Source organism: Halomonas jincaotanensis (genome assembly GCF_018448785.1).
Taxonomy (GTDB): domain Bacteria; phylum Pseudomonadota; class Gammaproteobacteria; order Pseudomonadales; family Halomonadaceae; genus Halomonas; species Halomonas jincaotanensis.
This window is the reverse complement of sequence record NZ_JAHCLU010000001.1, coordinates 15,807-41,618: the sequence shown is the minus strand read 5'-3', so window position 1 is coordinate 41,618 and position 25,812 is coordinate 15,807. Positions and strand designations below refer to the sequence as shown.

The 25,812-nt window shown below is 63.2% G+C and carries 24 protein-coding genes; 6 read left to right on the top strand and 18 right to left on the bottom strand.

Annotated elements, in window-relative coordinates:
* Position 1: 1 nt before the first annotated feature.
* The 5 genes from rng to KG088_RS00180 are packed head-to-tail and all read right to left on the bottom strand — an operon-like array spanning position 2 to position 4,641.
* Positions 2-1,465: a ribonuclease G gene (gene rng, locus KG088_RS00200; protein ID WP_213823476.1), complete on the bottom strand. Its 1,464-nt coding sequence runs from the start codon at positions 1,463-1,465 to the stop codon at positions 2-4.
* Between the two features lie 33 nt (positions 1,466-1,498).
* Positions 1,499-2,086 carry a Maf family protein gene (locus KG088_RS00195; protein WP_213823475.1) on the bottom strand — a complete coding sequence of 196 codons (588 nt, stop codon included), beginning with the start codon at positions 2,084-2,086 and terminating at the stop codon, positions 1,499-1,501.
* Between the two features lie 16 nt (positions 2,087-2,102).
* Positions 2,103-2,591 (bottom strand): rod shape-determining protein MreD, encoded by a 489-nt coding sequence (gene mreD / locus KG088_RS00190; protein WP_213823474.1) that lies wholly within the window; start codon positions 2,589-2,591, stop codon positions 2,103-2,105.
* Positions 2,591-3,583, bottom strand: a complete 993-nt coding sequence (gene mreC / locus KG088_RS00185; protein WP_213823473.1) for a rod shape-determining protein MreC — start codon at positions 3,581-3,583, stop codon at positions 2,591-2,593. Before mreC ends, mreD begins: the two co-directional genes overlap by 1 nt.
* 20 nt (positions 3,584-3,603) lie before the next feature.
* Complete coding sequence (locus KG088_RS00180) at positions 3,604-4,641, bottom strand: rod shape-determining protein (RefSeq protein WP_213823472.1); 1,038 nt, start codon at positions 4,639-4,641, stop codon at positions 3,604-3,606.
* A 194-nt stretch (positions 4,642-4,835) separates the two neighbouring features.
* Between KG088_RS00180 and gatC the strand changes: the two genes are divergently transcribed.
* From gatC to KG088_RS00160, 4 genes are all read left to right on the top strand, one after another.
* Positions 4,836-5,123, top strand: coding sequence for an Asp-tRNA(Asn)/Glu-tRNA(Gln) amidotransferase subunit GatC (gene gatC / locus KG088_RS00175; RefSeq protein WP_213823471.1), 288 nt, complete (start codon positions 4,836-4,838; stop codon positions 5,121-5,123).
* Positions 5,124-5,174: 51 nt separating this feature from the next.
* The gene (gatA, locus tag KG088_RS00170; protein WP_213823470.1) at positions 5,175-6,635 is read left to right on the top strand and encodes an Asp-tRNA(Asn)/Glu-tRNA(Gln) amidotransferase subunit GatA; all 1,461 of its coding nucleotides are present in this window, start codon (positions 5,175-5,177) and stop codon (positions 6,633-6,635) included.
* The gene (gene gatB, locus KG088_RS00165) at positions 6,635-8,089 is read left to right on the top strand and encodes an Asp-tRNA(Asn)/Glu-tRNA(Gln) amidotransferase subunit GatB (RefSeq protein ID WP_213823469.1); all 1,455 of its coding nucleotides are present in this window, start codon (positions 6,635-6,637) and stop codon (positions 8,087-8,089) included. The genes gatA and gatB overlap by 1 nt, the downstream gene beginning before the upstream one ends.
* A gap of 116 nt (positions 8,090-8,205) precedes the next feature.
* Entirely contained in the window at positions 8,206-8,757 is a 552-nt protein-coding gene (locus KG088_RS00160; protein ID WP_213823468.1) for a cupin domain-containing protein, read from the top strand.
* A 144-nt stretch (positions 8,758-8,901) separates the two neighbouring features.
* Here KG088_RS00160 and KG088_RS00155 read toward each other — a convergent pair whose 3' ends face one another.
* The 3 genes from KG088_RS00155 to KG088_RS00145 form a co-directional block, all read right to left on the bottom strand.
* The gene (locus tag KG088_RS00155) at positions 8,902-9,069 is read right to left on the bottom strand and encodes a DUF6435 family protein (RefSeq protein WP_213823467.1); all 168 of its coding nucleotides are present in this window, start codon (positions 9,067-9,069) and stop codon (positions 8,902-8,904) included.
* Positions 9,070-9,237: 168 nt separating this feature from the next.
* On the bottom strand, positions 9,238-10,731 hold the full coding sequence (locus KG088_RS00150) for an aldehyde dehydrogenase (RefSeq protein ID WP_213823466.1): 1,494 nt from the start codon (positions 10,729-10,731) through the stop codon (positions 9,238-9,240).
* Positions 10,728-11,534 carry a gamma-glutamyl-gamma-aminobutyrate hydrolase family protein gene (locus tag KG088_RS00145; protein WP_213823465.1) on the bottom strand — a complete coding sequence of 269 codons (807 nt, stop codon included), beginning with the start codon at positions 11,532-11,534 and terminating at the stop codon, positions 10,728-10,730. The genes KG088_RS00150 and KG088_RS00145 overlap by 4 nt, the downstream gene beginning before the upstream one ends.
* Positions 11,535-11,789: 255 nt before the next feature.
* Here KG088_RS00145 and KG088_RS00140 point away from each other — a divergent pair, with 255 nt between their 5' ends.
* Together KG088_RS00140 and KG088_RS00135 are read left to right on the top strand one after the other, a co-directional pair.
* Positions 11,790-13,166 carry a glutamine synthetase family protein gene (locus KG088_RS00140; protein WP_213823464.1) on the top strand — a complete coding sequence of 459 codons (1,377 nt, stop codon included), beginning with the start codon at positions 11,790-11,792 and terminating at the stop codon, positions 13,164-13,166.
* A 45-nt stretch (positions 13,167-13,211) separates the two neighbouring features.
* Positions 13,212-14,501, top strand: coding sequence for an NAD(P)/FAD-dependent oxidoreductase (locus KG088_RS00135; protein WP_213823463.1), 1,290 nt, complete (start codon positions 13,212-13,214; stop codon positions 14,499-14,501).
* Positions 14,502-14,578: 77 nt separating this feature from the next.
* Here the strand turns inward: KG088_RS00135 and KG088_RS00130 are convergent, their stop codons facing one another.
* The 10 genes from KG088_RS00130 to KG088_RS00085 all read right to left on the bottom strand — a co-directional run bounded on the left by KG088_RS00130 (position 14,579) and on the right by KG088_RS00085 (position 25,812).
* On the bottom strand, positions 14,579-15,175 hold the full coding sequence (locus KG088_RS00130; RefSeq protein ID WP_213823462.1) for a glycine zipper 2TM domain-containing protein: 597 nt from the start codon (positions 15,173-15,175) through the stop codon (positions 14,579-14,581).
* A gap of 221 nt (positions 15,176-15,396) precedes the next feature.
* A complete protein-coding gene (locus tag KG088_RS00125; RefSeq protein WP_213823461.1) occupies positions 15,397-16,689 on the bottom strand; it encodes an NAD(P)/FAD-dependent oxidoreductase in 1,293 nt (430 codons plus the stop codon).
* Positions 16,690-16,822: 133 nt separating this feature from the next.
* On the bottom strand, positions 16,823-17,896 hold the full coding sequence (locus KG088_RS00120; protein WP_213823460.1) for an ABC transporter substrate-binding protein: 1,074 nt from the start codon (positions 17,894-17,896) through the stop codon (positions 16,823-16,825).
* Between the two features lie 122 nt (positions 17,897-18,018).
* A complete protein-coding gene (locus tag KG088_RS00115; RefSeq protein WP_213823459.1) occupies positions 18,019-19,386 on the bottom strand; it encodes a glutamine synthetase family protein in 1,368 nt (455 codons plus the stop codon).
* Between the two features lie 55 nt (positions 19,387-19,441).
* Entirely contained in the window at positions 19,442-20,509 is a 1,068-nt protein-coding gene (locus tag KG088_RS00110; RefSeq protein ID WP_213823458.1) for an ABC transporter substrate-binding protein, read from the bottom strand.
* A 40-nt stretch (positions 20,510-20,549) separates the two neighbouring features.
* Positions 20,550-21,347: an ABC transporter permease gene (locus KG088_RS00105; RefSeq protein WP_213823457.1), complete on the bottom strand. Its 798-nt coding sequence runs from the start codon at positions 21,345-21,347 to the stop codon at positions 20,550-20,552.
* On the bottom strand, positions 21,344-22,267 hold the full coding sequence (locus KG088_RS00100; protein WP_213823456.1) for an ABC transporter permease: 924 nt from the start codon (positions 22,265-22,267) through the stop codon (positions 21,344-21,346). The genes KG088_RS00105 and KG088_RS00100 overlap by 4 nt, the downstream gene beginning before the upstream one ends.
* A gap of 10 nt (positions 22,268-22,277) precedes the next feature.
* Positions 22,278-23,399 (bottom strand): ABC transporter ATP-binding protein, encoded by a 1,122-nt coding sequence (locus KG088_RS00095; RefSeq protein ID WP_213823455.1) that lies wholly within the window; start codon positions 23,397-23,399, stop codon positions 22,278-22,280.
* A 33-nt stretch (positions 23,400-23,432) separates the two neighbouring features.
* On the bottom strand, positions 23,433-24,719 hold the full coding sequence (locus KG088_RS00090; protein ID WP_213823454.1) for an NAD(P)/FAD-dependent oxidoreductase: 1,287 nt from the start codon (positions 24,717-24,719) through the stop codon (positions 23,433-23,435).
* 160 nt (positions 24,720-24,879) lie between these two features.
* On the bottom strand, positions 24,880-25,812 hold the full coding sequence (locus tag KG088_RS00085) for a LysR family transcriptional regulator (protein WP_213823878.1): 933 nt from the start codon (positions 25,810-25,812) through the stop codon (positions 24,880-24,882).

The following is a 25,812-nucleotide window of genomic DNA, read 5'->3' as shown; positions in this document are numbered from 1 at the left end:
CTCACATCAGCACGATATCGTACTGCTCCTGAGAATAGTGAATCTCGACCTGAAAGCGGATGGTCTTGCCGATAAAGGTCTCGAGATCCGCCACCGCCGCCGACTCTTCATCGAGCAGCCGATCCACCACGGCCTGGGAGGCAAGGACAGTATAGGTCTCGGCGCTGTAGGCACGATCCTCGCGCAGAATCTCGCGAAAGATCTCGTAACACACGGACTCCGGGGTCTTGAGAGTGCCTCGCCCCTCACAGGTCGGGCAAGCCTCGCAAAGGGTCTGCTCGAGGCTCTCCCGCGTGCGTTTGCGCGTCAGCTGCACCAGACCAAGTTCGGTGACACCCGTGCATTTTGTCTTGGCATGGTCCCGCTCTAGAGACTTCTCGAGCATACGCAGGACCTGGCGTTGATGCTCGGTATCCTCCATGTCGATGAAATCAATGATGATGATGCCACCGAGGTTGCGCAGCCGGAGCTGGCGAGCAATGGCATTGGCCGCCTCGAGATTGGTCTTGAAGATGGTTTCCTCGAGATTGCGATGCCCCACGTAGCCACCGGTGTTGACGTCAATAGTCGTCATCGCCTCGGTCGGGTCGATCACCAGATATCCGCCGGACTTGAGTTGTACCCTTCGCCCCAACGCCTTCTGGATTTCGTCCTCGACGCTGTAGAGATCGAACACCGGTCGTTCACCGGCATAGTGCTCGATCCGCTCGACGGCATGAGGCATGAACTCCTGGGCGAACTCGATCAACTTGACGTAGTTCTCGCGCGAATCGATGCGAACCTTTTCAATGTCATCACGCATCACATCGCGCAGGATGCGCATGAACAGCGGCAGATCATCATAGATGACGCTGGGTGCCGGCGCGGTCACCTTGCGTTCACTGACCTTACGCCACAAGCGCAGCAGGAAGTACATGTCGCTGGCGATCTCTTCGCCCAGCGCGCCCTCGGCAGCGGTGCGCACGATGAAACCCCCAGTCACTTCCAGGCTGTTCTCGGCCTGGCTGGTCTCCAGGAGCGTGCGCAGGCGCTCGCGCTCACGGTCATCCTCGATGCGCTGCGAAACACCGTGGTGCGGCGAGTCCGGCATATAAACCAGATACCGCGACGGCACCGACAGATGGGTGGTCAGTCGCGCACCCTTGGACCCAATGGGATCCTTGGTCACCTGCACCACCAGGGCCTGGCCTTCGTGAAGCAGCTGGCCGATAGCGATCTGGTCTTCGGCGGGGGAGCCCGGTGGCATGACTTCCTGGGCGTGGATGAAGGCGGCCCGATCAAGGCCGATATCCACGAAAGCCGCCTGCATGCCGGGTAGTACCCGAACCACGCGCCCCTTGTAGATGTTGCCGACGATGCCACGGCGCCGCGACCGTTCGATGAAGGCCTCCTGCAGGACACCGTTCTCCACTACGGCAACGCGGGTTTCCATCGGCGTCAGGTTGATGAGTACTTCACCGCTCATGCGGGAATCCTTGTCCAGTAGATTCTCTGGGTATTATGGCATAGCGCGATTCCACACCGGCACGCCCTGGCGTGCCAGCAGCGCCGCCGTCTCGAAGAGCGGAAGGCCCACTACCGCTGAATGACTCCCCTCGACACGCGCCACGAACACCGCGGCCAGCCCCTGAATAGCGTAGCCACCGGCCTTGCCGACCGGCTCGCCGGTGGCCCAGTAGGCGGCTATCTCGTCATCGGTCAAATCGCGCATCTCCACCCGAGTGGTCACGCAGGCGTCGAGCAAACCGAACGGCCCGCTCACCGCCACCGCGGTCAGCACCTCATGACCACGACCGGACAGCGAACGCAGCATCGTCGCCGCGTGCTCGCGACCTTCCGGCTTACCAAGAATGGCGCCATCACAGACCACGGCCGTGTCGGCGCCGAGCACCGGCAGAGCGCAGCGCCCGGCGGCATTACAGGCTTTCTCGCGAGCGAGTCGCATCACGTAGGTGGCAGGCGTCTCGTCCACCAGCGGCGTCTCGTCGATATCGACCGGCTGTACGTCGACCTTCACCCCAATCGAGGTCAATAGATCGCGTCGACGCGGCGAGGCCGACGCCAGACAAAGGACGAGGTCAAGCATGGTGGCACCTCCTGCATCAGTCGCGGGCCAGGCGTCGTCCCAGCTCTTCGAACAAGGTGGTCAGCCACGGCCAGAGCAGCGCCCCGATCAACGACGGCAGCAGAAACGACAGATGAATGGAAAATGGTCCGAGCAGGGTGCGTAACCACTGTTCTACTAGCTGGACAATGCCCAGCAGCACGAAGATCAACACCGCCTGCTGGACCAGCGAATAGGCGCGGAAACGGGGGTAGACCAGCGCGCACAGGAAGGCCAGCAGTGACAGGGTAAGCGCATTCTGCCCGAGCGGCGCGCCCTCGAGCAGATCGATCAGGATACCCAATACGAAACCATGCAGGACCCCGACGCGATAGGGTGCCTTCATGCACCAGTAGATCAGCATCAGCCCCAGCCAGTCGGGACGCCAGATCTGCCAGCCATCGGCCATCGGCATGACTTGCAGGCACAGCGCCATCAGCAGGGTGAACCATATCCACAGCATGCTGGCGGGCGACGACGGCTTCATCAACGCTCCCTTTCTTGAAGTGCCTGGTCTTGAAGTGCCTGGTCTTGCAGTGCCTGGCCTTGTGATGACCGGTCTTGCGGCGGCAAGCCAATCAGCAACCGCGCCGCCTCGATGGCCGGCTCGGAAAGCTCGCGGTCCCAGTCGCCCTCGTCCGGCACCGAAGGCACCGGGGGTGGAAACAGCAGCAGGAAGTGACGCGACCGCTGCAGCCTCGCCACCGGCGCCGCCGTGACCCGGGCGAAGGGCTCACCCGGATCGTGCTCCACGCGAGTGACTCGCGCCACGGGATAGCCCGCAGGAAAACGACCTGCCAACCCTGATGTTGTCAGCAAGTCATTTTCGCGGATGTCGGCGGTATCGGAGACATGACGGATCGCGAGCGCCTCGTAATCTCCCGCCCCCTGGGCGATGAACCGCAATCCATTGCGATTGACTTGGACCGGCAGGGCATGGCTGGCATCGGCAAGTAGCAACACCCGGCTGGAATAGGCCGACACGGCAGTGATCTGACCGACCAGGCCAGAGGCATCCATGACCGGCTGGCCGACATAGACGCCGTCACGTCGACCGCGATCGAGGACCATCTGGTGAGTGAAGGGATCGGGATCGAGCGAGAGCAACTCGGCGGTGATGAAGGGAACCTCGTCCCGCTGAGCCGCCGACAGCAGCTCGCGCAAGCGCACATTTTCCGCAGTGAGGCTGGCCATGCGCTGGACACGATGCGACAGCGTCAGGATCTGACCACGCAGGCGGCGATTTTCATCTACTAGCGCACGCTGATCCGAAAGCGCCAGCGCCGACCAGTTTAGGACACCACTGGGCAAGCTAACCACCCATTGGATAGGTGCCACCAGGGTGGAAAGCTGCGCTCGCACATCTTCCATACGAGTAAAACGCGTGTCAGCGAACATCAGTGCCGCTGCCGCCGCCAAACACAATGCCAGTCGGTAGCCGGGCAGTGGCCCATGCGAGAACAGCGGTTTGATAGACATTCTCCCGCGATGTTTCGATATCAGTCGCTGGAGAGCAATTCGAAGGTGTGCTTGTCAATCATCTCCAGGGCCTTGCCACCACCCCGGGCCACACAGGTCAGCGGATCCTCGGCGACGATCACCGGCAGCCCGGTCTCCTCGGCAATCAGCTTGTCCAGGTCGCGCAACAGAGCCCCACCCCCGGTCAACACCAGGCCACGCTCGGCGATATCCGAGGCCAGCTCAGGTGGTGACTGCTCGAGTGCGCTTTTTACTGCCGAGACAATTGAGCTCAGCGACTCCTGGAGCGCATCGAGAATCTCATGGGAATTCAGCGTAAAACTGCGCGGTATGCCCTCGGCCAGATTGCGGCCACGCACGTCAATTTCGCGTAGTTCACCACCCGGATACGCACAGCCGATTTCCTCCTTGATGCGCTCGGCCGTCGCCTCCCCGATCAGGCTTCCGTAATGCCGGCGAACATAGGCGATGATGGCCTCGTCGAAACGGTCGCCGCCGACGCGGATGGACTCCGAATAGACGATGCCATTCAGCGAGATTATCGCAATCTCGGAGGTACCACCGCCGATATCGACGACCATCGACCCCTGGGCTTCATCTACTGGCAGGCCGGCGCCGATGGCGGCGGCCATGGGTTCTTCCATCAGGAAGACTTCACGGGCTCCAGCACCCTCGGCGGATTCCTTGATGGCGCGCCGCTCGACCTGGGTCGACATGCAGGGCACGCATACCAGAACCCGAGGGCTTGGCGTCAGAAAGGTGCTCTGATGCACCTTGCGGATAAAATGCTGGAGCATCTGCTCGGTGACGGTGAAGTCGGCGATAACACCGTCCTTCATCGGCCGAATGGCCGTGATATTCCCGGGCGTACGACCGAGCATGCGCTTGGCGTCGGAGCCGACCGCCGCCACGCTGCGCATGTTACCGGACTGGCGAATCGCCACCACGGATGGCTCATCAAGCACGATGCCGCGACCGCGTACATAAATCAGCGTATTTGCCGTACCCAGATCGATCGACAGATCGCTGGAGAACAGCCCCCTCAAACGTTTGAACATGGAAGTCGTTACCTAGTGCAGTCCGGAAACCCTGTGCGGAGCCAAACGGTATCACCGCGGCCCCCCAGCAGCAAGCGAAAGCCCCTCCAAAGCACCGGCTTGCAGCCCTGCCAGCAGGACAGCGGATGTGATACCTTTTGCGATTATTTTCGTAAACCCGCTTGTAATCGCTAACCCTTCGAGGACAACCGTTCATGGCGATCGACAAAACCGACGTTCTCAGGGCCGCCCATCTGGCCCGGCTCGGCCTGAACGACGACGAAGCCCGCCACTATCAGGACGACTTGAGTCGCATCCTGGCAATGGTCGACCAACTCCAGGGGCTGAATACCGAGGGCGTCGCGCCCCTTGCCCATCCTCTCGACGCCACCCAGCGCCTGCGCGCCGACGAAGTGACGGAAACCGACCGACGCGAGCAGTTTCAGCGCTGCGCCCCGGTGGTGGAAAACGGCCTCTATCTGGTCCCCCGAGTGGTCGAGTGACCCGCCTCTCGTCCCGGTGTTACCGGCAAGCCTCAACGGAGCCCAAGGCCCATGCATGACAAGACCCTGACGGAACTCGCCGCCGGCCTTGCCGCCGGCGAGTTCTCAAGTCGCGAGCTGACCCAGACACTGCTCGCGCGCATCGAGCGACTGGACGGCCAGCTCAATTGCCTGATCACTGTCACCCCCGAGCAAGCGCTCGCGTCTGCCGACAACGCCGACGCCGCCAGGGCCAGAGGCGATACCGCCCGGCTCAACGGTCTGCCGCTGGCGATCAAGGATCTCTTCTGTACCGAAGGCGTCAAGACCAGTGCCGGGTCGAGGATGCTTGACAACTTCGTCGCGCCCTATGACGCCACCGTGGTCGAGAAGCTCAAGGCCGCCGGCACTGTGAGTCTAGGCAAGACCAACATGGACGAGTTCGCCATGGGCTCCTCCAACGAGAACAGCTTCTATGGGCCCGTGAAGAATCCCTGGGACCCGACCGCCGTGCCGGGCGGCAGCTCCGGCGGCAGCGCGGCCGCGGTGGCTGCTGGCCTGGTGCCAGCCGCCATGGGTACCGACACCGGCGGCTCGATCCGCCAGCCGGCCGCCTTCTGTGGCATCACCGGGCTCAAGCCCACCTATGGTCGCGTCTCGCGCTACGGCATCATCGCCTACGCCTCGAGTCTCGATCAGGCCGGCCCGATGGCTCGCACCGCCGAGGACTGTGCGCATCTGCTCGGTGCCATCGCCGGCCATGACCTGCGTGATTCCACCAGCGTGGCACGCGGCGTGCCGAACTATACCGAGGAGCTCGACGCCCCGTTGAGCGGACTCAAGATCGGACTGCCCAAGGAATACTTCGGAGACGGCTTGGATTCCGAGGTCGAGAGCGCGGTACGTGAGGCGGTAAACGTCTATGAATCGCTGGGCGCGACAGTCAGGGAGGTCAGCCTGCCCCATACTCACTATGCGATTCCGGCCTACTACGTCATCGCTCCCGCCGAAGCCTCTTCGAACCTCTCGCGCTACGATGGCGTGCGTTTCGGGCATCGTTGCGACGCGCCAGCCGACCTTATCGACCTCTACAAGCGCTCGCGTGCCGAAGGCTTCGGCGAAGAAGTCAAGCGACGCATCCTGATCGGTACCCATACGCTTTCGGAAGGCTTCTTCGATGCTTACTACAAGAAAGCCCAGCAGGTCCGCCGGCTGATTCGCCAGGATTTCCTCGATGCCTTCGAAGAGGTCGACGTGCTGATGGGGCCAACATCACCGACGCCGGCCTTCGACCTCGGCGCCAACAAGGATCCGGTCTCGATGTACTTGCAGGATATCTACACCATCGCCGTCAACCTCGCCGGCATCCCCGGGATCAGCGTGCCGGCTGGCTTCGTCGGCGACCGCCCCGTGGGGCTGCAGATACTGGGCACCCACTTCGCCGAGTCGCGCCTGCTCAATGTCGCCCACCAGTTCCAACAGGCCACCGACTGGCATAAACGCCGTCCCGCCATCGCCGAGGAGACCCACTGATGCAATGGGAAACCGTGATCGGGCTGGAAGTGCACGTCCAGCTGGCGACCCGCTCCAAGATTTTTTCCGGCGCCTCCACCGCTTTCGGTGCCGCCCCCAATTCGCAGGCCTGTGCCGTGGACCTGGGGATGCCAGGGGTGCTCCCTGTCCTCAACGAAACGGCCGTAGCCATGGCCGTGCAGTTTGGCCTGGCCATCCACGCCGAGATTCCCGAGGTCTCGGTATTCGACCGCAAGAATTACTTTTACCCCGACCTACCCAAGGGCTATCAGACCAGCCAGATGTACCATCCCGTAGTCGGTCCCGGCGAGGTGGAAATCGCTCTGGATGATGGCGCCACCAAGCGTATCCGCGTTCATCATGCCCACCTTGAGGAGGACGCCGGCAAGTCCCTGCATGAGGACTTTCATGGCATGACCGGTGTCGATCTCAATCGTGCCGGCACCCCGCTGCTGGAAATCGTCTCCGAGCCCGACATGCGCTCGTCCAGCGAAGCCGCCGCCTATCTCAAGGCGATCCACTCGATCGTCACCTACCTGGGCATCAGCGACGGCAACATGGCCGAGGGCTCGATGCGCTGTGACGTCAATGTCTCGGTGCGCCCTGTCGGCCAGGAAGCCTTCGGCACCCGCGCCGAGATCAAGAACGTCAACTCCTTCCGCTTCGTGGAACGCGCCATTGCCTTCGAGCTGGAGCGCCAGATCGAACTGCTCGAGGACGGCGGCACGGTCATCCAGGAGACGCGCCTCTTCGATCCCGACCGCGACGAGACACGCAGCATGCGCACCAAGGAGCAGGCCAACGACTACCGTTACTTCCCCTGCCCCGACCTGCTGCCGGTGGTACTCGACCGAGCTTACGTCGACCATCTCCGCGACACCCTGCCCGAGTTGCCCGCAGACAAGCGCACCCGCTTCGAGAATGTCCTTGGTCTATCCGCCTACGATGCCGGCGTGCTCTCGGCGAGCCGCGATATGGCCGAGTACTTCGAGCGGGTCAAGGATACGTGTGGCGACGCCAAACAGGCTGCGAACTGGGTACAGGGCGAACTCGCCGGGGCACTTAATCGCGAAGGACGTCAGATTCAGGACAGCCCCATCACTGCCGAGACCCTGGGCCAGCTCATCAGCCGGGTCATGGACGACACCATCAACGGCAAGGCGGCCAAGCAAGTCTTCCAAGAGTTGTGGAACGGCGAGGGCGAGAGTGCCGACGAGGTGATCGAAGCCAAGGGGCTCAAGCAGGTCACTGACACTGGCGCCATCGAGGCGATGATCGATCAGGTCATCGCGGACAGCCCCGCCCAGGTGGCGCAGTATCGCGACGCCGAGCCTGACAAGCGTGGCAAGATGATCGGCTATTTCGTTGGTCAGGTGATGAAGGCATCGCGCGGGACCGCCAACCCCCAGCAAGTCAATCGGGTATTGAAAGACAAGCTCGACGCCCTCTGCTGACGCGTTCGCCGGCTCGGGTCGGTCGGGGTCAAGAAATGGCGTGGGATGGCCCCGCCCGCCCCACCACGGAAGGCCGCTAGGGGGAAAACAACAAAATCGTTACCGAGGAGGTCAGGATGTCGGATGAGGTCGGCCCCCGCCTGCGCGCTTTGCGCACCCTGCGCGGCATTTCACAGCGTGAGCTCGCCAAGCGATGCGGAGTGACCCATTCCAGTCTTTCGTTGATCGAGCAGGGCAAGGTCAGCCCCTCGGTCAGCTCATTGAAAAAGATCCTCGATGCGATCCCCATGAGCGTCGGGGATTTCTTCACCATGGACTTGGAAAGCGGCCGAAAAGTATTCTACAGCGCTGAGGAGCTGGCTGATGTAGGGACCGGCGACGTCATTTACAAGCTGGTCGGCGCCGACCGGCGCGACCGCGCGCTGTCGTTCATGATCGAGACCTACTCGGCCGGCGCCGATACGGGCCGCGAAATGATCACCCACCAGGGCGAGGAAGCCGGGGTGGTCCTGGAAGGCAGGATCGAGATCACCATAGGCACGAGCACGCGAGTACTGGGTGCCGGCGAGGCCTACTACTTCGAAACCAATATTCCCCACCGTTTCCGCAATCCTGGCGATACCGCCTGCCGCCTGGTCAGCTGCGCCACGCCAGCTCGGGCATTCTGAGACGGATCATCTTTTGACAGAAAAATTCTTTCTACAGATATTGTACAACGGTGTTTCGCATGTGCCGACACCTATGGTCTGGAAAGCTGTAAGAGTCGCAGTTCGGATACCAACTTTGGCACCGAACAAGCCAAGTTAAATGACTTAAGAGGGCTTCAGCTTTTCGATCTCTGCCAACAGCGCGTTGGCTTCCTCCGTCAAGGTGGCGTTAGCCCGCATGTCGCCGTTGCGAGCCGCCAGCATGGCCTGCTCGAGCTTGCGCTCGTATTCCTTCTGCAGCTTCTTGGTGGGATCACGATTGAAAAGTCCCATGTTAAAGCCTCCTGTGGCATGGACAATGGCACTACCATACGACAAATCTTCTACAAATTCGATACATTATCTCTTGAATTGCCACGGACTTGCGACCCGCGCCGATCCCCTTCAACGACAACGCCGGTCGAGGCGACCGGCGTTGAGAGGGCAGCATGCCGCGTTGATTCAGGGCGTCAGCGACATCCACACCGTCTTGAGCTCGGAGTACTCCTCCAGACTATGGTGCGACTTGTCGCGACCATTGCCGGACTGCTTGACACCGCCGAACGGCACCGTCTGGTCGCCACCGGCCCAGTTGTTGACGAAGACCTGGCCGGAGTGCAAGCGGCGCGTGACGCGCATGATGCGATCGATGTCCTGGCTCCAGAAGCCGGCAGCGAGGCCGTAGTCGCTGTCGTTGGCCATGGCGATGGCTTCTTCCTCGGTATCGAAGCCAAATATCGCCAGCACCGGCCCGAATATCTCCTCGCGACCGATCACCATCTGCGGCGTCACCCCGTCGAATACGGTGGGGGGGATGAACCAGCCATCGCCCTTGAGCGCCTCACCCCCGGCGCGCAGCGACGCACCCTCCTCGACCCCCTGGCGGATGAAGTCGAGCACACGGCGATACTGGGTCTCGTCGACCATTGCGCCCATGAAGCTCTCGGGATCCAACGGGTCACCCGGCTGCATCGTCTCGGCGGCGGCCAGCACCTTCTCGACGAACGCCTCACGAATCGAGTTCTCCACCAGCAGCCGCGAACCGGCGATGCAGACCTCTCCCTGGTTGTGGAAAATCGCCTCGGCGGCATTTCGAGCGACCTTGTCCAGGTCCTTGCAATCGGCGAAGACCAGGTTGGGGCTCTTGCCGCCGCACTCCAGATAGACCTTCTTGAGATTGGACTGGCCGGCATACTGCATCAGCTGCTTGCCCACCTGGGTCGATCCGGTGAAGGACAGGCAATCGACGCCCATCGAGAGTGCCAGCGCCTTGCCGACGGTATGCCCGAAGCCGGGCAGCACCTGGAAGACGCCGCTCGGTATGCCGGCTTTTCGGGCCAGTTCTGCCAGGCGCAGTGCCGAAAGCGGCGACTTCTCCGAGGGCTTGAGGATCACGCTGTTGCCCGCAGCCAGCGCCGGCGCGACCTTCCAGGCGGTCATCATCAACGGGAAGTTCCACGGCACGATGGAGGCCACCACGCCAAGCGGCTCGCGAAGCACCAGGGCCAGCGAGTCGTCGCCGGTCGGGGCGACTTCCCCGAACAGCTTGTCGATCGACTCGGCATGGTAACGAAAGCAACCGATGGCCCCTTGCACGTCGCCCAGTGAGCTCGCGATCGGCTTGCCCATGTCCAGTGTGTCAAGCAGCGCCAGTTCGTGTCGATGGGTTTCCATGAGATCGGCGAGCACCAGCAGGATTTTCTTGCGACGGCCGGGGGCGAGTCGCGACCATTCGCCAGAAGCGAAGGCCGCACGCGCATGGCCGACCGCAAGCTCGGCATCGGGCGCATCGCAGCTGGCCACCCGCGCCAGGCACTTGCCGGTGGCCGGGTTGATCGTCTCGAAGGTGTCGCCGGACGCGGCCTCCACGAATGCATCGTTGATGAAAGCGCGGGTCTCGAACTGCCTATCCGCGGCCATCTGTTGCCAGTCGGCATGTCGCTGGGGGTGACTCATGCGTTTTTCTCCTCTATGTCTGAAACGTTGCCCGTCAGGTTATCCGCTCCGCGGGTAATCTGTGGCAACAGGCGACGGGCAACGCAGGCGTCGGCAAACGCCTGGAAGAGGGCGTCGTAGAGAGGGTGCTCGGAGGTGCGCCATTCGGGGTGCCACTGCACCGCCATGGCAAAACCGGGCGCGTCACGCACGGAGACCGCCTCGATCAAGCCGTCGGGTGCCAAGGCCTCGGCTATCAGCCCGAGCCCCAGTGTGGCGATACCCTGCTGGTGCAGCGAATTGACCCTCGCCCGAGGTTGCGGATAGAGCGCCTCCAGCCGCCCACCCGGCAGGATCTCGATATCATGGGCCGGGGCATAACGCTGTTCGCGATCGCCCTCCGGTTCGCGATGGTCGAGCAACCCCGGCACCGATTGAACCACCTGGTGCAGCGTGCCGCCGAATGCCACATTGATCTCCTGGAAGCCACGACAGATCCCCAGAAGAGGCAGCCCCATGTCCAGGGCCGCCGGGATCCAGGCCAGGGCAGCGGCATCGCGATGCCGGTCGTCCCGGGTGTTCTCGGGCGCTCGCTCGACACCATAGCGACCCGGCTCGACATTGCTGTAGCTGCCGGTCAGCAGCAGGCCATCGAGGGGGCGAAGCAGGTCGGGCTGCACGACACCCTCCCAGACCGGCAGGATCACCGGCGCCAGCCCGTAATCCCGCAGGGCGGTCAGGTACTTGTCGGTAACCGTATGGGCGGGGTGCCCCTCCACCTCGCGACGGCAGGCAATCACACCCACCAGAGGCCGGCTTCGCATGTCAGTCTCCTTGAATCGTCTCGTCTCTTAAATGTTATGCTTTGCTCAACATACGCCGCTGGAAGGCGACTGCCAAGTCAGCAGGCCCTATCGACCGGCGGCCACTACCTTTCCGCTTACCCACAGCGGCTGTGATGCTATCGCCGCCCCTGAAGCCAACCCTTAATGCCGGCCTCCCCGTAAAGTATTTGACAACATTCGAGAAGACTTCAAAGATAGCCGGCATAAATAACGAACAGGACATAAAGGTGCGCCATGCCCTCACATCCCGCCGATGAAGCCCTGAGCTTTCTCGAACGTCATCCCGAGATCGACAGCATCGATCTGTTGCTCAGCGATCTCAATGGTGTACTGCGCGGCAAGCGAATTGGCCGCGGCAGCCTCGAGAAAGCCTATCGGGAAGGTATCAACCTTCCGGCGTCGGTCTTCGCCCTGGACATCCTCGGCAATACCATCGAGAAAACCGGGCTCGGCCTGGAAAAGGGGGACGCCGACCGGGTGTGCCGGCCACTGCCGGGTACGTTGATGCCCACACCCTGGCGCCGCCAGGGCCGCCAGGGCCAACTCCTGATGGGCATGGTCGAGGCAGATGAAAGCCCCTTCTTCGCCGAACCGAGGCAGGTGCTGGCCCGCCAGCTCGAACGCCTCACCGCACGCGGCCTGACCCCGGTGGTCGCCGTGGAGATGGAGTTTTACCTGGTCGATCGCGAGCGCGATACCCTGGGCATGATCCAGCCGCCCTGCTCGCCGACCACCGGCGAGCGCGCTACCCAGAGCCAGCTCTACTCGGTGAGCGAACTGGACGAATACGCGGACTTCCTCGAAGCGGTGCAGGCCGCCGCCCAGGTGCAGGGGCTACCCCTGGACACCATGCTCAAGGAGTGCGCCCCGGGACAGTTCGAGATCACCCTGAAGCATGGCGACGACGTCCTGGCCGCCTGTGACGCCGCGGTGCTGCTCAAACGGCTGATCAAGGGTGTTGCGATCGATCATGGTTTCGAGGCGACCTTCATGGCCAAGCCCTACGGGCTTGAAGCAGGCAACGGCACCCATGTGCACATCAGCCTGCTCGGCGAGGCGGGCGACAATGTCTTCGCCGCCACGGACGGCGATTCGCTGGGCAGCGCCACCCTGCATCAAGCCGTGGCCGGCCTGCTCGCCCTCATGCCCGCCAGCGTCGCGCTGTTTTCGCCCAACATGAACTCCTTCCGGCGCTTCCAGCCGGGCCTGTATGTGCCAATGGCACCGACCTGGGGCTTCGACAATCGCTCGGTGGCGGTACGAATCCCCTCCGGCCCCAACACCGCCCGACGCATCGAGCACCGCCTGGCGGGCGCCGACGCCAACCCCTACCTGCTGCTGGCGGTCCTGCTGGCCGGCATCGAGCACGGGCTGGCCGCCGAGCTCACCCCACCCCCACCGGTCACGGGCAACGCCTACCAGCAGTTCCCCCCCAGCCTGACCAATAGCTGGAGCCAAGCCCTCGACCTGCTGGAAAGCAGTGATGTGCTGGCCCAGGCGCTGGGCCGGGATTTCTTGAAGGTCTTCCTGGCCAACCGCCACGCCGAGCGTGACCAGGCCATGCAGCACGTCAGCCGCCTGGAGGTCGACTGGTATTTGCGCCACGTTTGAGCCATCGGCCAAGGTCCCCTGCTGACAGCCAAGACGAGGATACTCATGACCCAAGCCCGCAGCCCTTCGTATTACGCCGCGTCGATCGTCGAGGAGTCCGACTATCCCGTTCTCGAAGGCGACCACCGAGTGGACATCGCCATCGTGGGGGGCGGTTTCACCGGCGTGGCCACGGCGGTCGAATTGAGCGAGCGGGGCTACCGGGTTGCGATCATCGAGGCGAACAGGATCGGCTGGGGGGCCAGTGGACGTAACGGCGGCCAGGTCACCGGCAGCCTCTCCGGCGAGGATGCCATGCGCCGCCAGATGCGCCGGACCCTGGGAGATGATGCTAACGATTTTGTGTGGAACCTCCGCTGGCGCGGCCACCGCATCATCCGCGACCGAGTCGAGAAATACACCATTTCCTGTGACCTCAAGCATGGTCACCTGCAGGCAGCTTACCAGCCGCGCCACCTGAAGGCGCTGCAACAGGACTACGAGGCCTCCCAGTCCCACTGGATCGGCGAGCATGTTCACTGGCTGGATGCGGCAGGCGTCGCGGAGGTGCTCGGCACCCGGCTCTATCACGGCGCCATCCGCAACGACTACAACATGCACCTCCACCCCCTGAACCTCTGCCTGGGCGAGGCCCGAGCGGCGGCGAGCCTCGGCGCCATGATCTTCGAGAGCTCACCGGTGGTGGAGATCCTCCACGGGGAGAGCCCGACGGTCGTCGGCAAGCATGGCCGGGTGCGGGCCAACAGCGTCATCCTGGCCGGCAACGCCTACCACGGCCTCGAACGCAAACGCCTGGGTGGGCGGCTCTTCCCCGCCTCGCTGGGCATCGTCACCACTGCTCCGCTGGACGAAAACACGACCACGGCGATCAATCCCCAGGATCTGGCCGTCTACGATACCCGCTTCGTGCTCGACTATTATCGCCTCACTGCCGACCGGCGACTGCTGTTCGGCGGGGGCACGAACTACTCAGGAAAAGACTCGGCGGACATCGCCGCCGAGCTGCGACCCCGCCTGGAGCATACCTTCCCGCAACTCGAGGGTGTGGCGCTCGACTTCGAGTGGCAGGGCCTGGCGGGAATCGTCATCAACCGCGTCCCGATGCTTGGCAAGCTCTCGCCCCACGTCTACTACGCCCAGGGCTATTCCGGGCACGGCATCGCGACCTCGCACATCGTCGGTGAGATCCTCGCCAAGGCGGTGAGCGGCAGCCTGGAAGAGTTCGATGCCTTCGCCGATGTTCGCCACTGGCGAATCCCGTTCAGCGACCGCTTCGGCAACGCCTTACTGGCGACCGGCATGGCGTACTACCAGCTACTGGAGCGGCTGCGCTGACACCTGCGCTTAAACGACTGAATGATGCCTTCGCCGCGCTCATCGAGCGACAACGATACCGACCGTGCCGTGGCGACTCACCCCTCGGAGGCGAGGGTTGCCCCCCACTGCGGCTGTCCCTCTTCGAGCAGCACGCGATCGCCTTCGGGTGCGCTATCGAGACGGCTGGTCTGCACTACGTCGCCGTTGCGCCAGGTCACTTCGTAGGCCTCGGTTTCCTGGCGAGTATCGGTGACGGTACGACACTCCTGGCGGGTTGTGGTACGCGGCTGGGACTGCGCCGCCTGGGCATGCTGGCGTGCCTCGACGCGTTCCTGTACTTCGCGGCCGGCCAAGCCGCCGCCGATGGTTCCGGCCAACGTAGCGATCTTCTTGCCACTGCCGCCGCCGATCTGGTTGCCGAGAAGGCCGCCGACGATCGCCCCAGCAGCGGTGCCCACCACGCGATGGGGATCACGGCTGGCGCCCTGACCCGCCTGGGCTTCTGTTGACAGTTGGACGACCACGTTCTCACACACTTCGCGCGGGGTTTCCACGACTCGCGTCAGGGTTTCCACATGGGTGATCTCGGCATACTGCGGCGTGTCTTCCTGCTGGACCTGCCAGGCCCCGAAGGCCAGTCCGCCCAGCCCCAACACGGCCAGGATGGTTCCCACCACGATCGACTTGCTCATTTTTCACCTCCTAGAGGGCGCTCACGCGCCATCATCATTCGAGAACCGGCTTCGCGGAGGCGTGACAAGGACGATGAAAGGCGCATCGCTTTCTGCACCGCGCGAGAGACGAAGATCAGTATATGCTTTTACAGGAAGCGGGAAAGCGCTCGTCATGGACATCCACATTTATTGCCCCGCCGTCGCCGGAGGCCGACAACCGATGCCTTGTGAGAACGTGCTCAGATCCCCAGACCGTCACGCGCCTGGTAGTACCAGGCGCCGATGGCCGAGAGCGGCACCCGCAGCAGATGCCCTCCCGGGAACGGCAGATGGGGAAGCTTGGCGAAAGCGTCGAAGCGCTCCTCGCGGCCGGTCATTACTTCGGCGATCAGGCGACCCGCCAGATGGGTGCAGGTGACGCCGTGGCCGGAATAGCCCTGGGCATAGAAGACGTTGTCATTGATGACTCCAAACTGCGGCAGGCGATTGAGCGTCATCAGGAAGGTGCCACTCCAGGCGTAGTCGACCTTGACGTCGTCGAGTTGCGCGAACGTCTTGAGCATCTTGGGACGAATCACCGCCTCGATATCGGCCGGATCGCTGCCGCCATAGTTGACCCCGCCCCCATACAGCAAGCGGTTGTCGGCGGTCAGTCGAAAGTAGTCGAGCAGATAGTTGCCGTCCTCCACCGCCATGTCGTTGGGTATCAGCGAGCGGGCGCGCGCCTCGCCCAGTGGCTCGGTGGTGATGATCTGGGTGCCGCAGGGCATTGACTTGCCCTCGATCTCGGGCAGCACGCCCTTGAGGTAGGCATTGCCCGCCATCACTGCGCGCTGCGCCCGAACCCGGCCACGTGGGGTGCGCAGCTCGACCGGAGCGCCGTGCGTCAACGACTCGACGGGGGTCTGTTCATAAATCGTGCCACCCAGCGACTCGAAGGCCGCCGCCTCGCCCAGCACCAGGTTGAGCGGGTGCAGATGCCCGCCCGAGTGGTCCACCAGGCCACCCACGTAGCGATCGCTGACCACCTCGCGCTGCAGCGCATCACCCTCGAGCAACTCCAGTTTTCGATTACCGTAACGCTCCCAGAGCGCCTTGTGTTCGACCAAGCTCTGCATCTGCTTGGCGTTGCAGGCGGCAAACAGATTGCCATTCCTGAGATCGCAGTCGATGGCGTACTGATCGATGCGCTCGCGAATGATCCGGTTACCCTCGAAGGCCATGTCGCCCAGGGCCCGGGCGGTCTCATCGCCGTACTTGGTCTCGATCACGTCCATGTCACGGCTGTAGCTGTTGACGATCTGGCCACCGTTGCGACCCGAGGCGCCATAGCCGACGCGAGCGGCTTCCAGCACCACGACGCTATGCCCCTGTTCGGCCAGATGCAGCGCGGCCGAGATGCCGGTGAAGCCCGCCCCCACCACGCAGACGTCACACTCGATCTCGCCTTCCAGCGCCGGACGTTGCGGTGTCGGATTGGCCGATGCCGCATACCAGGACCGCGCATGCTCGGGGTGGACGGAAACGCTCATGGTAGCCTCCAGTGGGTGTTGATTGATGGCATGGCATCAGCAGGCGACAGATGCCAGAAAAAACCGGGGCAGCGACCAAGGCCGCCGCCCCATCGATACTCTTTCATACGTACCGGATTCACGTCTGTCGCGATCAGCGACTGCGCGCTTCACTCCACAACTCCTGTAGCAGCTGCAGCTGGTCGCCGCTCACCGACGGCGTGAAATGCAACCGCTCGCGGGCCGCCTCGTCGGGCATCACCGGCGGCTCGCGCAGGGCATCGTCGACCAGCGCCAGTGCCGCCTCGTTGGGCGTGGTGTAGTAGTTGTAGTTGGCCAGTCGAGCGGCGACGTCCGGGCGCAGCAGGTATTCGATAAACGCCCGCGCCGATTCAGGGTTGGGAGCCCGGGCGGGAATGGCCATCACGTCGACCCAGCGCTGCGACCCTTCCTCGGGGATGAAGAAGCCCAGCTTGCCGTAGGTCTCCGGCGACTCGGCACGCTTGGCCGCCAGGTCGCCGTTGTAGGCGATGCCGGCATGGATCACACCGCTGGCGACCTGCTCGATGGCGGCCGTGGCATCGACGAAGCCGACGAAGTTGTCACGACCACGGGTCTCGATCACCGCCTGGGCGGCCTCGGTCCAGGGTGCCTCACCGATGCAGTCAAAGCCACTGCCTTGAAAGGCACAGAGTGTGCCGAAGGTGAATTGAGCGTCGCCCTTGAGCATCGCGAACGGATAGTCCGGGTTGACCGTCGGGTCGTACAGGAGGCCCCAGCTGGGCTCGGGGTCAGCGAAGGTCTCGGTGTTGTAGACCACGCCCGTCACGCCCCAAAGGTAGGGCACGGTATAGTCGCCCTGCGGGTCGTAGGAGGGCTGACGGAATTCGTCGAGAATGTTGTCGTAGCCCTCCAGGCCTTGGCCCTTACGGGCCAGCGGCTGTACGAGCCCGGCATCGATCAAGCGCGGCACGAAATAATCCGAGGGTACGATCAAGTCGTACTGGGCATCGCCACCGGCGGTCAGTTTCGAGAACAGCTCCGCGTTGGAGTTGTAATAATTCTGCACCACCTCGATGCCCGTCTCGGCCTCGAAGTCCTCGATGATGCCCGGGGCCATGTAATCCGACCAGTTGAACAGGCTCAGCTTGTTTTCCTGGGCAGACGCGGCAATCCCCGCGCTCATCAACCCCAGACCGACCAGCCCCACTACGTATTTCGACAGCATGTTGTCTCTCCTCGGCAATCTGATAGCGGGGCTCTCAGGTCTCTTGCACATTCACGCCCTTGAGCACTCGCCCATCCAGGTGATCGTCCTGGTCGTTACATCCACTACATCTTCTACATCTACTAGACCCGCAGCAGCAGGTGCTCGCGTTCCCAGGAGCTGATGACCTGGAAGTAGGCGCGGTGCTCGGCGCGCTTGACCGCCAGGTAGCTGTTGGTGAAACGTTCACCAAGAATATCGGACAGCGGCTTGCAGTCATGCAGCATATCCAGCGCCGGGCCGATGTCGTCGGGCAGCTTGTTGCCGCCGGACCAGGCGGACCCGACCATGGGTGGACGCGGCTCGAACTGGCCCAGCATGCCCAGATAGCCGCAGGCGAGCGACGCCGCCATCACCAAATAGGGGTTGGCGTCCGCCCCCGCCAGGCGATTCTCGACGCGAGTGGACTCGGCGGAAGACATCGGCACTCGCAACCCCACCGTGCGGTTGTCCAGCCCCCACTCGACATTGATGGGGGCCGAGCCGCTGGTATCGGTGCGCATCAGGCGGCGATACGAATTCACGTTGGGCGCCAACAGCGGCATCACTGCCGGCAGGTAACGCTGCAGCCCGCCGATGAAGTAGTGGAAGAGTCGGCTAGGCTGGCCATCCTCGCCAGCAAAGATATTGTGACCATCCTTGCTGTCGAGCAGGCTCTGGTGGATATGCATGGAGCTGCCCGGCTCGTTGGCCATGGGCTTGGCCATGAAGGTGGCGTACATGCCATGGCGCAGCGCGGTCTCGCGCAGGACGCGCTTGAACATCACCACCTGGTCGGCGAGGGTCAGTGGGTCGCCATGCTGGAAGTTGACCTCCATCTGCCCGGCGCCCTCTTCATGGATCAGCGTATCCAGATCCAGGTTCATGGCCTCGCAGTAATCGTACATTTCCTCGAATAGCGGATCGAACTCGTTGACTGCGTCGATGGAAAATGACTGGCGGCTGCTCTCCTGACGCCCGGTACGACCGATCGGCGGCTCCAGAGGGTAGTCGGAGTCGGTATTAGTCTTGACCAGGTAGAACTCGACTTCCGGTGCGATTACCGGACGCCAACCGCGGTCCTCGTAGAGCGCCAGTATCCGCTTAAGCACGTGGCGCGGCGAAAGATCCACCGGCTCGCCAGTGAGGTAGAAGCAGTCGTGGATGATCTGAGCGGTGGGGTCGTCGGCCCAGGGCACCAGGTAAATGGCGTTCGGGTCCGGCACCAACTCCATGTCGCGTTCGGCGGGGTTCCAGAAACGAATATCCTCGTCATCAGGATAGCCCCCGGTGACGGTCTGGATGAAGATCGAATCGGGCAGCCGAGGCCGGCCGCCGTTGAGATATTTGCCGGCAGGCATGATCTTGCCCTTGAGGATGCCGGTCAGATCGGAGACGAGGCACTCGACCTCGGTAATACCGTGGGTCTGGAACCAGTCGTTAAGGAGCGGCTGCTCCTGTCGGTTACTCATGGGACATTCCTTGCTCGGGATGACGAGCCCCCGGCCATCGCCGGGCGCTCTGAGCTCAGCGCGACTGCACCTCTGACCACAGCTGCTGGAAAGTTTGCAGTGCATCGCCTTCCAGGCTCGGGGTGAAGCGGAGGCGTTGCATATCGTCTTCACTCGGCTGGACGGGTGGCTCGGTCAGCACCGCATCGAGATGGGGCTCGGCGGCCGCATTGGGGCTGGCGTAGTAGTTGTAGTTCGAAAGCTGGGCACCGACTTCGGCATCGAGAATGAAATCGATGAACTTGTGGGCCATGTCGGGATTTGGCGCCTCGGCTGGAATCAGCATCGAGTCCACCCACATCTCCGCGCCCTCATCGGGAATCATGAAGTCCAGCGACGCGAAGGTCTCGGGATCTTCATCCTTGAAGAAGAGGTAGTCGCCGTTATAGGAGAGCCCCACATGGGTCACGCCGCGTGCTAGCTGCTGGAGTGCCGGTGTGCCATCGGTAAAGCCGCTGAAGGTCTCGCGCTCCTTGGTATCGAGAAGCAGCTGTGCTGCCTCGCGCCAGGCCTCCATGTCGATGCAGTCGTAGCCGTGGCCGAGGTAGGCGCATGCACCGCCCATGCTGACCTGGCCGTCACCCATCATGGCGAAGGGATGCTCGGGATTGACCTCGGGGTCAAAGAGCAACGACCAGCTCTTGGGCGCGTCCGGAAATGTCTCGGTATTGTAGACGATGCCGGTGGTTCCCCACTGGTAGGGGACGCTGTAGTCAGCACCGGGGTCGAACGATGGATCCTGGAACTGCTCCATGACGTTGTCGAGATTGCCCAGTTTCGACTTGTCGAGCTTCTGCACCAGGCCGGTCTCGATCAGCCGCGGCACATAATAATTGGATGGCACGATGATATCGTACTGGGATACCCCCCCGGCGTTAAGCTTGGCCAGCATCTCGGGCAGCGAATTGAAGTAGTTCTGTACGACATCAACGTCGTATTTCTCCTCGAAGGCCTCGATGATCTCGGGGTCCATATACTCGGTCCAGTTGAACAGATAGAGCTTGTTCTCCTGCGCCTGGATGCTGCCGGCAAGCATTAGCCCGCCCAGTGAAAATGCCAGTGTCGTCGTCTTGTTGATCTTCATTATGGATTTTCCTCGGTTCCCTGTGGGAAGGTTTACCGGCTTATGCTTGCCGGCGACGGCTCATGGTGAGGCTCAGGATGGCAGCAATCGCCACCGCGCCGATCATCAAGGCGGCAATGGCATTGATTTCCGGCGAGACCCCCTTCTTGATCGCGCCCCAGATATAGATGGGCAGGGTCGCGCTCTCCGGCCCGGCGGTGAAGAAGCTAATGACGAAATCATCCACCGACAGGGTAAAGGAGAGGAAGAAGGCTGAGATCAACGCTGGCTTGATAGTCGGCAACATGAAATGCACCACCCGTTTCACCGGCGTGGCATAAAGATCCTTGGCCGCCTCGAACAGCGTCGGGTCCAGGCCCACGAAGCGCGAGTAGACGATCAGTGCCACGAACGGTATCTGGAAGGTCACGTGGGAAATAATCATGGTCAGCAGTCCGGGCTGCAGCAGCCCCGTCAAGCGATGGATCTGCACGAAGAAGGCCATCTCCGAGATGCCAAAGACGATATCGGGCAGCACGATGGGCAGGTAGATCAGCACGATCAGCCAGCCGAGCTTGCGATGCCGATGGCGATACATGCCGTAGCCGATCAGACAGCCGATGCACAGCGCGATCACCGACGAACAGATCGCCAGTATCAGGGTATTGCCGAAAGCCGAAAGGATCTGCTCGTTACCCAGCAACGCTTTGTACCAGCGCAGCGACACGCCGGTGAAGGTCGCCGCACTGTTGGAGGCGTTGAACGAGAACAGCACCACAACGGCCAGGGGCAGATACAGAAACGTCAGCGTCAACCACCAGAACCCGGTCAGGCCACGCTTCAAGGTCCGCTTTCTCATATCACCACCTCCTCGCCGCCACCCAGGCGCTTGCCGATACGTCGCATGGCGAAAAGCCCGATGAAGGTGGCAATCAGCATCAGGATCGCCCCAGCGGCCCCCAGCGGCCAATTGGCGCCACCGGAGAACTGCGTGGCCACCAGGTTGCCGAGCATCATGCCCTTGCCGCCACCGAGCAGTTCGGGGATCACGTACATGCCGAACGCCGGGATCGCCACCAGCACGATGCCGGCCAGCAGCCCCGGCAGCGTCTGGGGAAAGACCGCGTGCCAGAAGGCGCGTACCGGCGAGGCATAGAGATCCTGCGCGGCCTCGACCTGGGCGGTATCGAGCTTCTCGAATGCGGCATACAGCGGCAGCACCATGAACGGCAGGAAGTTGTAGACCAGGCCCAGGGTAACCGCGAAATTGGAAGGATAAAGCCCCATGTTGGGAGGAATGAACCCCAGCCCCTCGGCCAGCGACGAGAGCGGCGTACCCGGCGCCAGCAGGTTCATCCAGCCGAAGGTGCGGATTACCTGATTGGTCCAGGACGGCACTACGACGAGCAGTAGCATGATCGGCCGCCATTTCTCGCGACAGGTGGTGATGTAGTAGGCGATCGGATAGGCAACGATCACCACCAGCCCGGTGGAGACCAGGGTTTGCCACAGCGAGCGAAAGAGCGTGTAGAGATTGCCAGGGCTCCAGCCGAGAAAGCCGAAGCCGGCCAGCCGCCGAAACGACTCCAGCGTCAACGGCAGCTCGGGCAGGCCATAGGTGCCGTTGCTCATGAAGGCGACACCCATCAGGTAGGCGCTGGGCAGCACCAGGAAGACGACGATCCAGGTCGCCCCGGGGGCCACGGTGAACAACAGGTGCCGAGACTCGCGCACCATGCCACGACTTCGTGCGCTTACGGTCGCGCCAGCATAGGCCATGATGCGCTCCTCATTCGCTCAGAGTGACAAGGTCTTCCGGCGCCACCACCACGGTGACCCGGTCGCCCACCTCGGGCAGGTGGCGCCCACGATTGTTCAGCGTCGCTTGCAGGGTGGTATCGCCGATCGCCAGGCAGTATTCGGCGTGGCTGCCGCGATAGAGGCGCTCCGTGACCCGCGCAGGCAGATGATTGGTGCCCGTCACGTCTCCCGCCAGCAGGTCCAGGGTCTCGGGGCGAATCAGCAGCAGATCACCCGCCCCCGGCGACTCCGCCTGCAGCTCGCCGAGGGTCGTGGTCAAGCGATCGCCCTGCCGCGCGGTGATCGCGAAGAGATTGTCGTGGCCCATGAAGCGGGCGACGAAGGCGTTGACCGGACGTTCGTAGACATCCCGCGGCGGCCCGACCTGTTGGATGATGCCGCCATTGAGCACGGCGATTCGGTCGGACATCACCATGGCTTCCTGCTGATCGTGGGTGACGAAGACGAAGGTCATGCCCAGGCGCTTCTGCACGCGCAAGAGCTCCACCTGCAATTGGCTGCGCAGGCCGGCATCCAGCGCCGACAGCGGCTCGTCGAGCAGCAGCACGTCGGGCTCGCAGACCAGCGCCCGGGCCAGGGCGATACGCTGTCGCTGGCCACCGGACAGTTGCTCCACCCGCCGGTCGACCAGGTCGCCCAGCTTGATGAACTCGGCGATCCTGGCGACGCGAGCGTCGCGCTCGGCAGCCGGCAGGCCACGCATCTTGAGGCCGAAGGCCAGGTTGTCGCGCACCGACAGATGGGGGAACAACGCGTAGGACTGAAACACGGTATTGACGCTACGCTGGTGGGGCGGCACCTCGGTGATGGTGCGGCCACCGATGCTCAGCTCGCCAGCGTCGGCGTCTTCCAGCCCGGCGAGAATGCGCAGCAAGGTGGTCTTGCCACAGCCCGAGGGGCCGAGCAGGGTAAAGAACTCGCCCGCCTCGATGGTTAGATCGACCCCATCCAGGGCCACGGTATCGGCCCCGAAACGCTTGTGGAGGCCCTGCATCTCAATGGACGAAGGCTGTCGCCTCGGTTCCTCGAGGTCCACTGCCGGCGGCGCATCCGCTGAATCGGTGACGTCCGCCGTGAAGGATTCGCTCATGGGGGGTGCCCTCTTGGTTCTTGTTGGCCCGGATTAAAGCCGGTCGCGCAGCTTGAAGAAGTGGGTGGCCAGCACCAGCAGCGGCTTGCGCAGCATGCTACCCCCGGGGAAACGACGATGGGGCATGGCCGCAAAGACATCGAAGCGCTCGCTCTGACCAGCAATGGTTTCACTCAAGAGCTTGCCGGCCAGGCTCGCCAGCGCCATGCCATGTCCGGAATAGCCCTGGGCGTAATAGAGATTGCTCCCCAACCGACCGAAGTCCGGTGCCCGATTCTGGGTAATCGCCACGTCGCCGCCCCAGCGGTAGTCGATGCCGACCCCGGCCAGCACCGGAAACAACCGGGCGATCTTGGCGTCCATGCGCGCCTGAAGGCCTCGGGGTTCTCGGCCATCGTAGCTGACCTCACCGCCATAGATCAGGCGGCGGTCGGCCGTGAGCCGATAGTAGTCAAGCACGAAGTTGGCGTCGGACAGCGCATCGTTGAGCGGCAGCACCTGGGCCGCTTGCTCGGCAGAGAGCGGCTCGGTGGCGATCATGTAATTGGCGGCGCGCATGATGCGCCCGGAGAGCGCCGGCACCAGCCCCGCCTGGTAGGCATTGGTGCCGAGCACCACGAAGTCTGCGGTGACCCTGCCTTGTGCGGTCAGCACCCTGGCCGGCTCGCCGCGTTGTATCTCCACGGCGGCACTATGCTCATGGATCGCCGCGCCGGCAAGGCGAGCCGCCCGTGCCAGGCCCAGGGTGTAATTGAGCGGATGCAGATGGCCGCCTTCGCTGTCATGAAGCGCTGCCGGGTAGGCATCGGTGACCACGTGCTCGCGAAGGGCCGCCCCCTCGAGCCAGCTTAGTGCCGGGTAGTCGTAGTCGCGCGCCATGCGATCACGAAACGCCTGCAGCTCATCCACGTGGCGCGGCTTGACCGCGGCGTGCAGATAGCCCCAGGCGAGTTCGCAGGGAATGGCATGACGCTCGACGAGCTCGGCGGTGAGACGCACCGCCTCGCGGCTCATTTCCCACATATCCCGGGCTTGCGCGAGACCCAGCGCCTTCTGCACGGTCGCGATATCGGTGCCCAGGCCGGGCAATATCTGCCCACCGCTGCGCCCGGAAGCCCCGTAGCCGATCTCACCGGCCTCGAGCAGCACGACCGAATAGCCGCGCTCGGCCAGATGCAGCGCCGCCGAGCAGCCGGTGACGCCACCACCGATCACGCACACGTCGGCCCGCACCTCGCCTTCCAGCGCAGGGCAGCTGTCGAGATCGACGGCGATGGAGTCGCGATACCATGAGGCGGGACGCTTGAGGGAGGAAGACATGCCGGACGCCTGTGAAATCATGCGCGTTTGCGCTCATTGTTATTGAATGACGACGTCTCTAAACGCCGTAATGAGCCTTCAGTGTGACACCAGCACGCCTGTCGATGTCAAGTATTCAATAACAACGCAATCGGGAATTTCACGATACCAGGCATGCCTGTCAGACTGAAGAAATCGCCGATTTCTGGCTCTCCAGCGCCTCGAGAAAGGCCTCCAGCACTCGATTTGGCCGTCGGTCGCGACGCACGATGACCACGAAAGGCGTCAAGAAATGACAGTCACTCGGCCAGAGCGCCCGCAAGCGTCCCGCGCTCACCCACGGCGCTGCCTGATGATCGGGCAGATATCCCAGGTAAGCCCCGGTCAGGATCAGGAAGGCCGCTCCTTCGCGATCGGAGGCGGTCGCGGTGCCACGCAGCCGCGCATGCTGGGCCCGCCCCGACGCTGGTAGCGGGTAGGTCGGCACTACGGCGTCCCACTCGGCCAGATCGTCCGGAGGTGAGGTCGGCTTGGCGGCAAACAGGGGATGCCCGGCGCTGCAGTAGAGCCGCGACAGCTCCTCGTAGAGCGGGCGCCGCTCCAGGCTCGCCGGCAGGTCGACGTCCGGCACGACCCCCAGTTGCAGGCGGCCGTCCAGCACGGCCCTGGCGATCTCGCCCGGTGGGTCCATGTGCATGTTCAGGCGCACCTCTGGCCCTCGCGCCTTGAGGGTCGCCAGGGCGTGAGTGATGCGCATCTCGGGCAGGCTGACCAGCGTATCGGTAATGCCGATATCGAGCTCGCCGCGCAGGCTCTCGTGCAGCGCATTGACCTCGGTACGAAAGGCCTCGAGACCGGCCAACAGCGTCTCGGCCGCCTCGAGCACCTCCCGGCCCTCCTCGGTCAGGGCGAAGCCTCCCCGGCCACGGCGGCAGAGGCGCAACCCCAGGCGCCGCTCCAGATCGCCCATGTGCAGGCTGATCGCCGAGCGACTGATACCCAGCTCGCTCTCGGCGGCAGAAAACCCGCCACACGCCGCCACGGCCTTGAACACCCTGAGCAAGCGGATATCGAAATCGGTCACCGGCCCCGTCAGCGCCTGGCGATGCGCCAT

Bases quoted from the DNA above. Each gene is read 5' to 3' on its own strand.
- rng (WP_213823476.1), bottom strand. From the start codon at position 1,465: ATGAGCGGTGAAGTACTCATCAACCTGACGCCGATGGAAACCCGCGTT.
- KG088_RS00195 (WP_213823475.1), bottom strand. From the start codon at position 2,086: ATGCTTGACCTCGTCCTTTGTCTGGCGTCGGCCTCGCCGCGTCGACGC.
- mreD (WP_213823474.1), bottom strand. From the start codon at position 2,591: ATGAAGCCGTCGTCGCCCGCCAGCATGCTGTGGATATGGTTCACCCTG.
- mreC (WP_213823473.1), bottom strand. From the start codon at position 3,583: ATGTCTATCAAACCGCTGTTCTCGCATGGGCCACTGCCCGGCTACCGA.
- KG088_RS00180 (WP_213823472.1), bottom strand. From the start codon at position 4,641: ATGTTCAAACGTTTGAGGGGGCTGTTCTCCAGCGATCTGTCGATCGAT.
- gatC (WP_213823471.1), top strand. From the start codon at position 4,836: ATGGCGATCGACAAAACCGACGTTCTCAGGGCCGCCCATCTGGCCCGG.
- gatA (WP_213823470.1), top strand. From the start codon at position 5,175: ATGCATGACAAGACCCTGACGGAACTCGCCGCCGGCCTTGCCGCCGGC.
- gatB (WP_213823469.1), top strand. From the start codon at position 6,635: ATGCAATGGGAAACCGTGATCGGGCTGGAAGTGCACGTCCAGCTGGCG.
- KG088_RS00160 (WP_213823468.1), top strand. From the start codon at position 8,206: ATGTCGGATGAGGTCGGCCCCCGCCTGCGCGCTTTGCGCACCCTGCGC.
- KG088_RS00155 (WP_213823467.1), bottom strand. From the start codon at position 9,069: ATGGGACTTTTCAATCGTGATCCCACCAAGAAGCTGCAGAAGGAATAC.
- KG088_RS00150 (WP_213823466.1), bottom strand. From the start codon at position 10,731: ATGAGTCACCCCCAGCGACATGCCGACTGGCAACAGATGGCCGCGGAT.
- KG088_RS00145 (WP_213823465.1), bottom strand. From the start codon at position 11,534: ATGCGAAGCCGGCCTCTGGTGGGTGTGATTGCCTGCCGTCGCGAGGTG.
- KG088_RS00140 (WP_213823464.1), top strand. From the start codon at position 11,790: ATGCCCTCACATCCCGCCGATGAAGCCCTGAGCTTTCTCGAACGTCAT.
- KG088_RS00135 (WP_213823463.1), top strand. From the start codon at position 13,212: ATGACCCAAGCCCGCAGCCCTTCGTATTACGCCGCGTCGATCGTCGAG.
- KG088_RS00130 (WP_213823462.1), bottom strand. From the start codon at position 15,175: ATGAGCAAGTCGATCGTGGTGGGAACCATCCTGGCCGTGTTGGGGCTG.
- KG088_RS00125 (WP_213823461.1), bottom strand. From the start codon at position 16,689: ATGAGCGTTTCCGTCCACCCCGAGCATGCGCGGTCCTGGTATGCGGCA.
- KG088_RS00120 (WP_213823460.1), bottom strand. From the start codon at position 17,896: ATGCTGTCGAAATACGTAGTGGGGCTGGTCGGTCTGGGGTTGATGAGC.
- KG088_RS00115 (WP_213823459.1), bottom strand. From the start codon at position 19,386: ATGAGTAACCGACAGGAGCAGCCGCTCCTTAACGACTGGTTCCAGACC.
- KG088_RS00110 (WP_213823458.1), bottom strand. From the start codon at position 20,509: ATGAAGATCAACAAGACGACGACACTGGCATTTTCACTGGGCGGGCTA.
- KG088_RS00105 (WP_213823457.1), bottom strand. From the start codon at position 21,347: ATGAGAAAGCGGACCTTGAAGCGTGGCCTGACCGGGTTCTGGTGGTTG.
- KG088_RS00100 (WP_213823456.1), bottom strand. From the start codon at position 22,267: ATGGCCTATGCTGGCGCGACCGTAAGCGCACGAAGTCGTGGCATGGTG.
- KG088_RS00095 (WP_213823455.1), bottom strand. From the start codon at position 23,399: ATGAGCGAATCCTTCACGGCGGACGTCACCGATTCAGCGGATGCGCCG.
- KG088_RS00090 (WP_213823454.1), bottom strand. From the start codon at position 24,719: ATGTCTTCCTCCCTCAAGCGTCCCGCCTCATGGTATCGCGACTCCATC.
- KG088_RS00085 (WP_213823878.1), bottom strand. From the start codon at position 25,812: ATGGCGCATCGCCAGGCGCTGACGGGGCCGGTGACCGATTTCGATATC.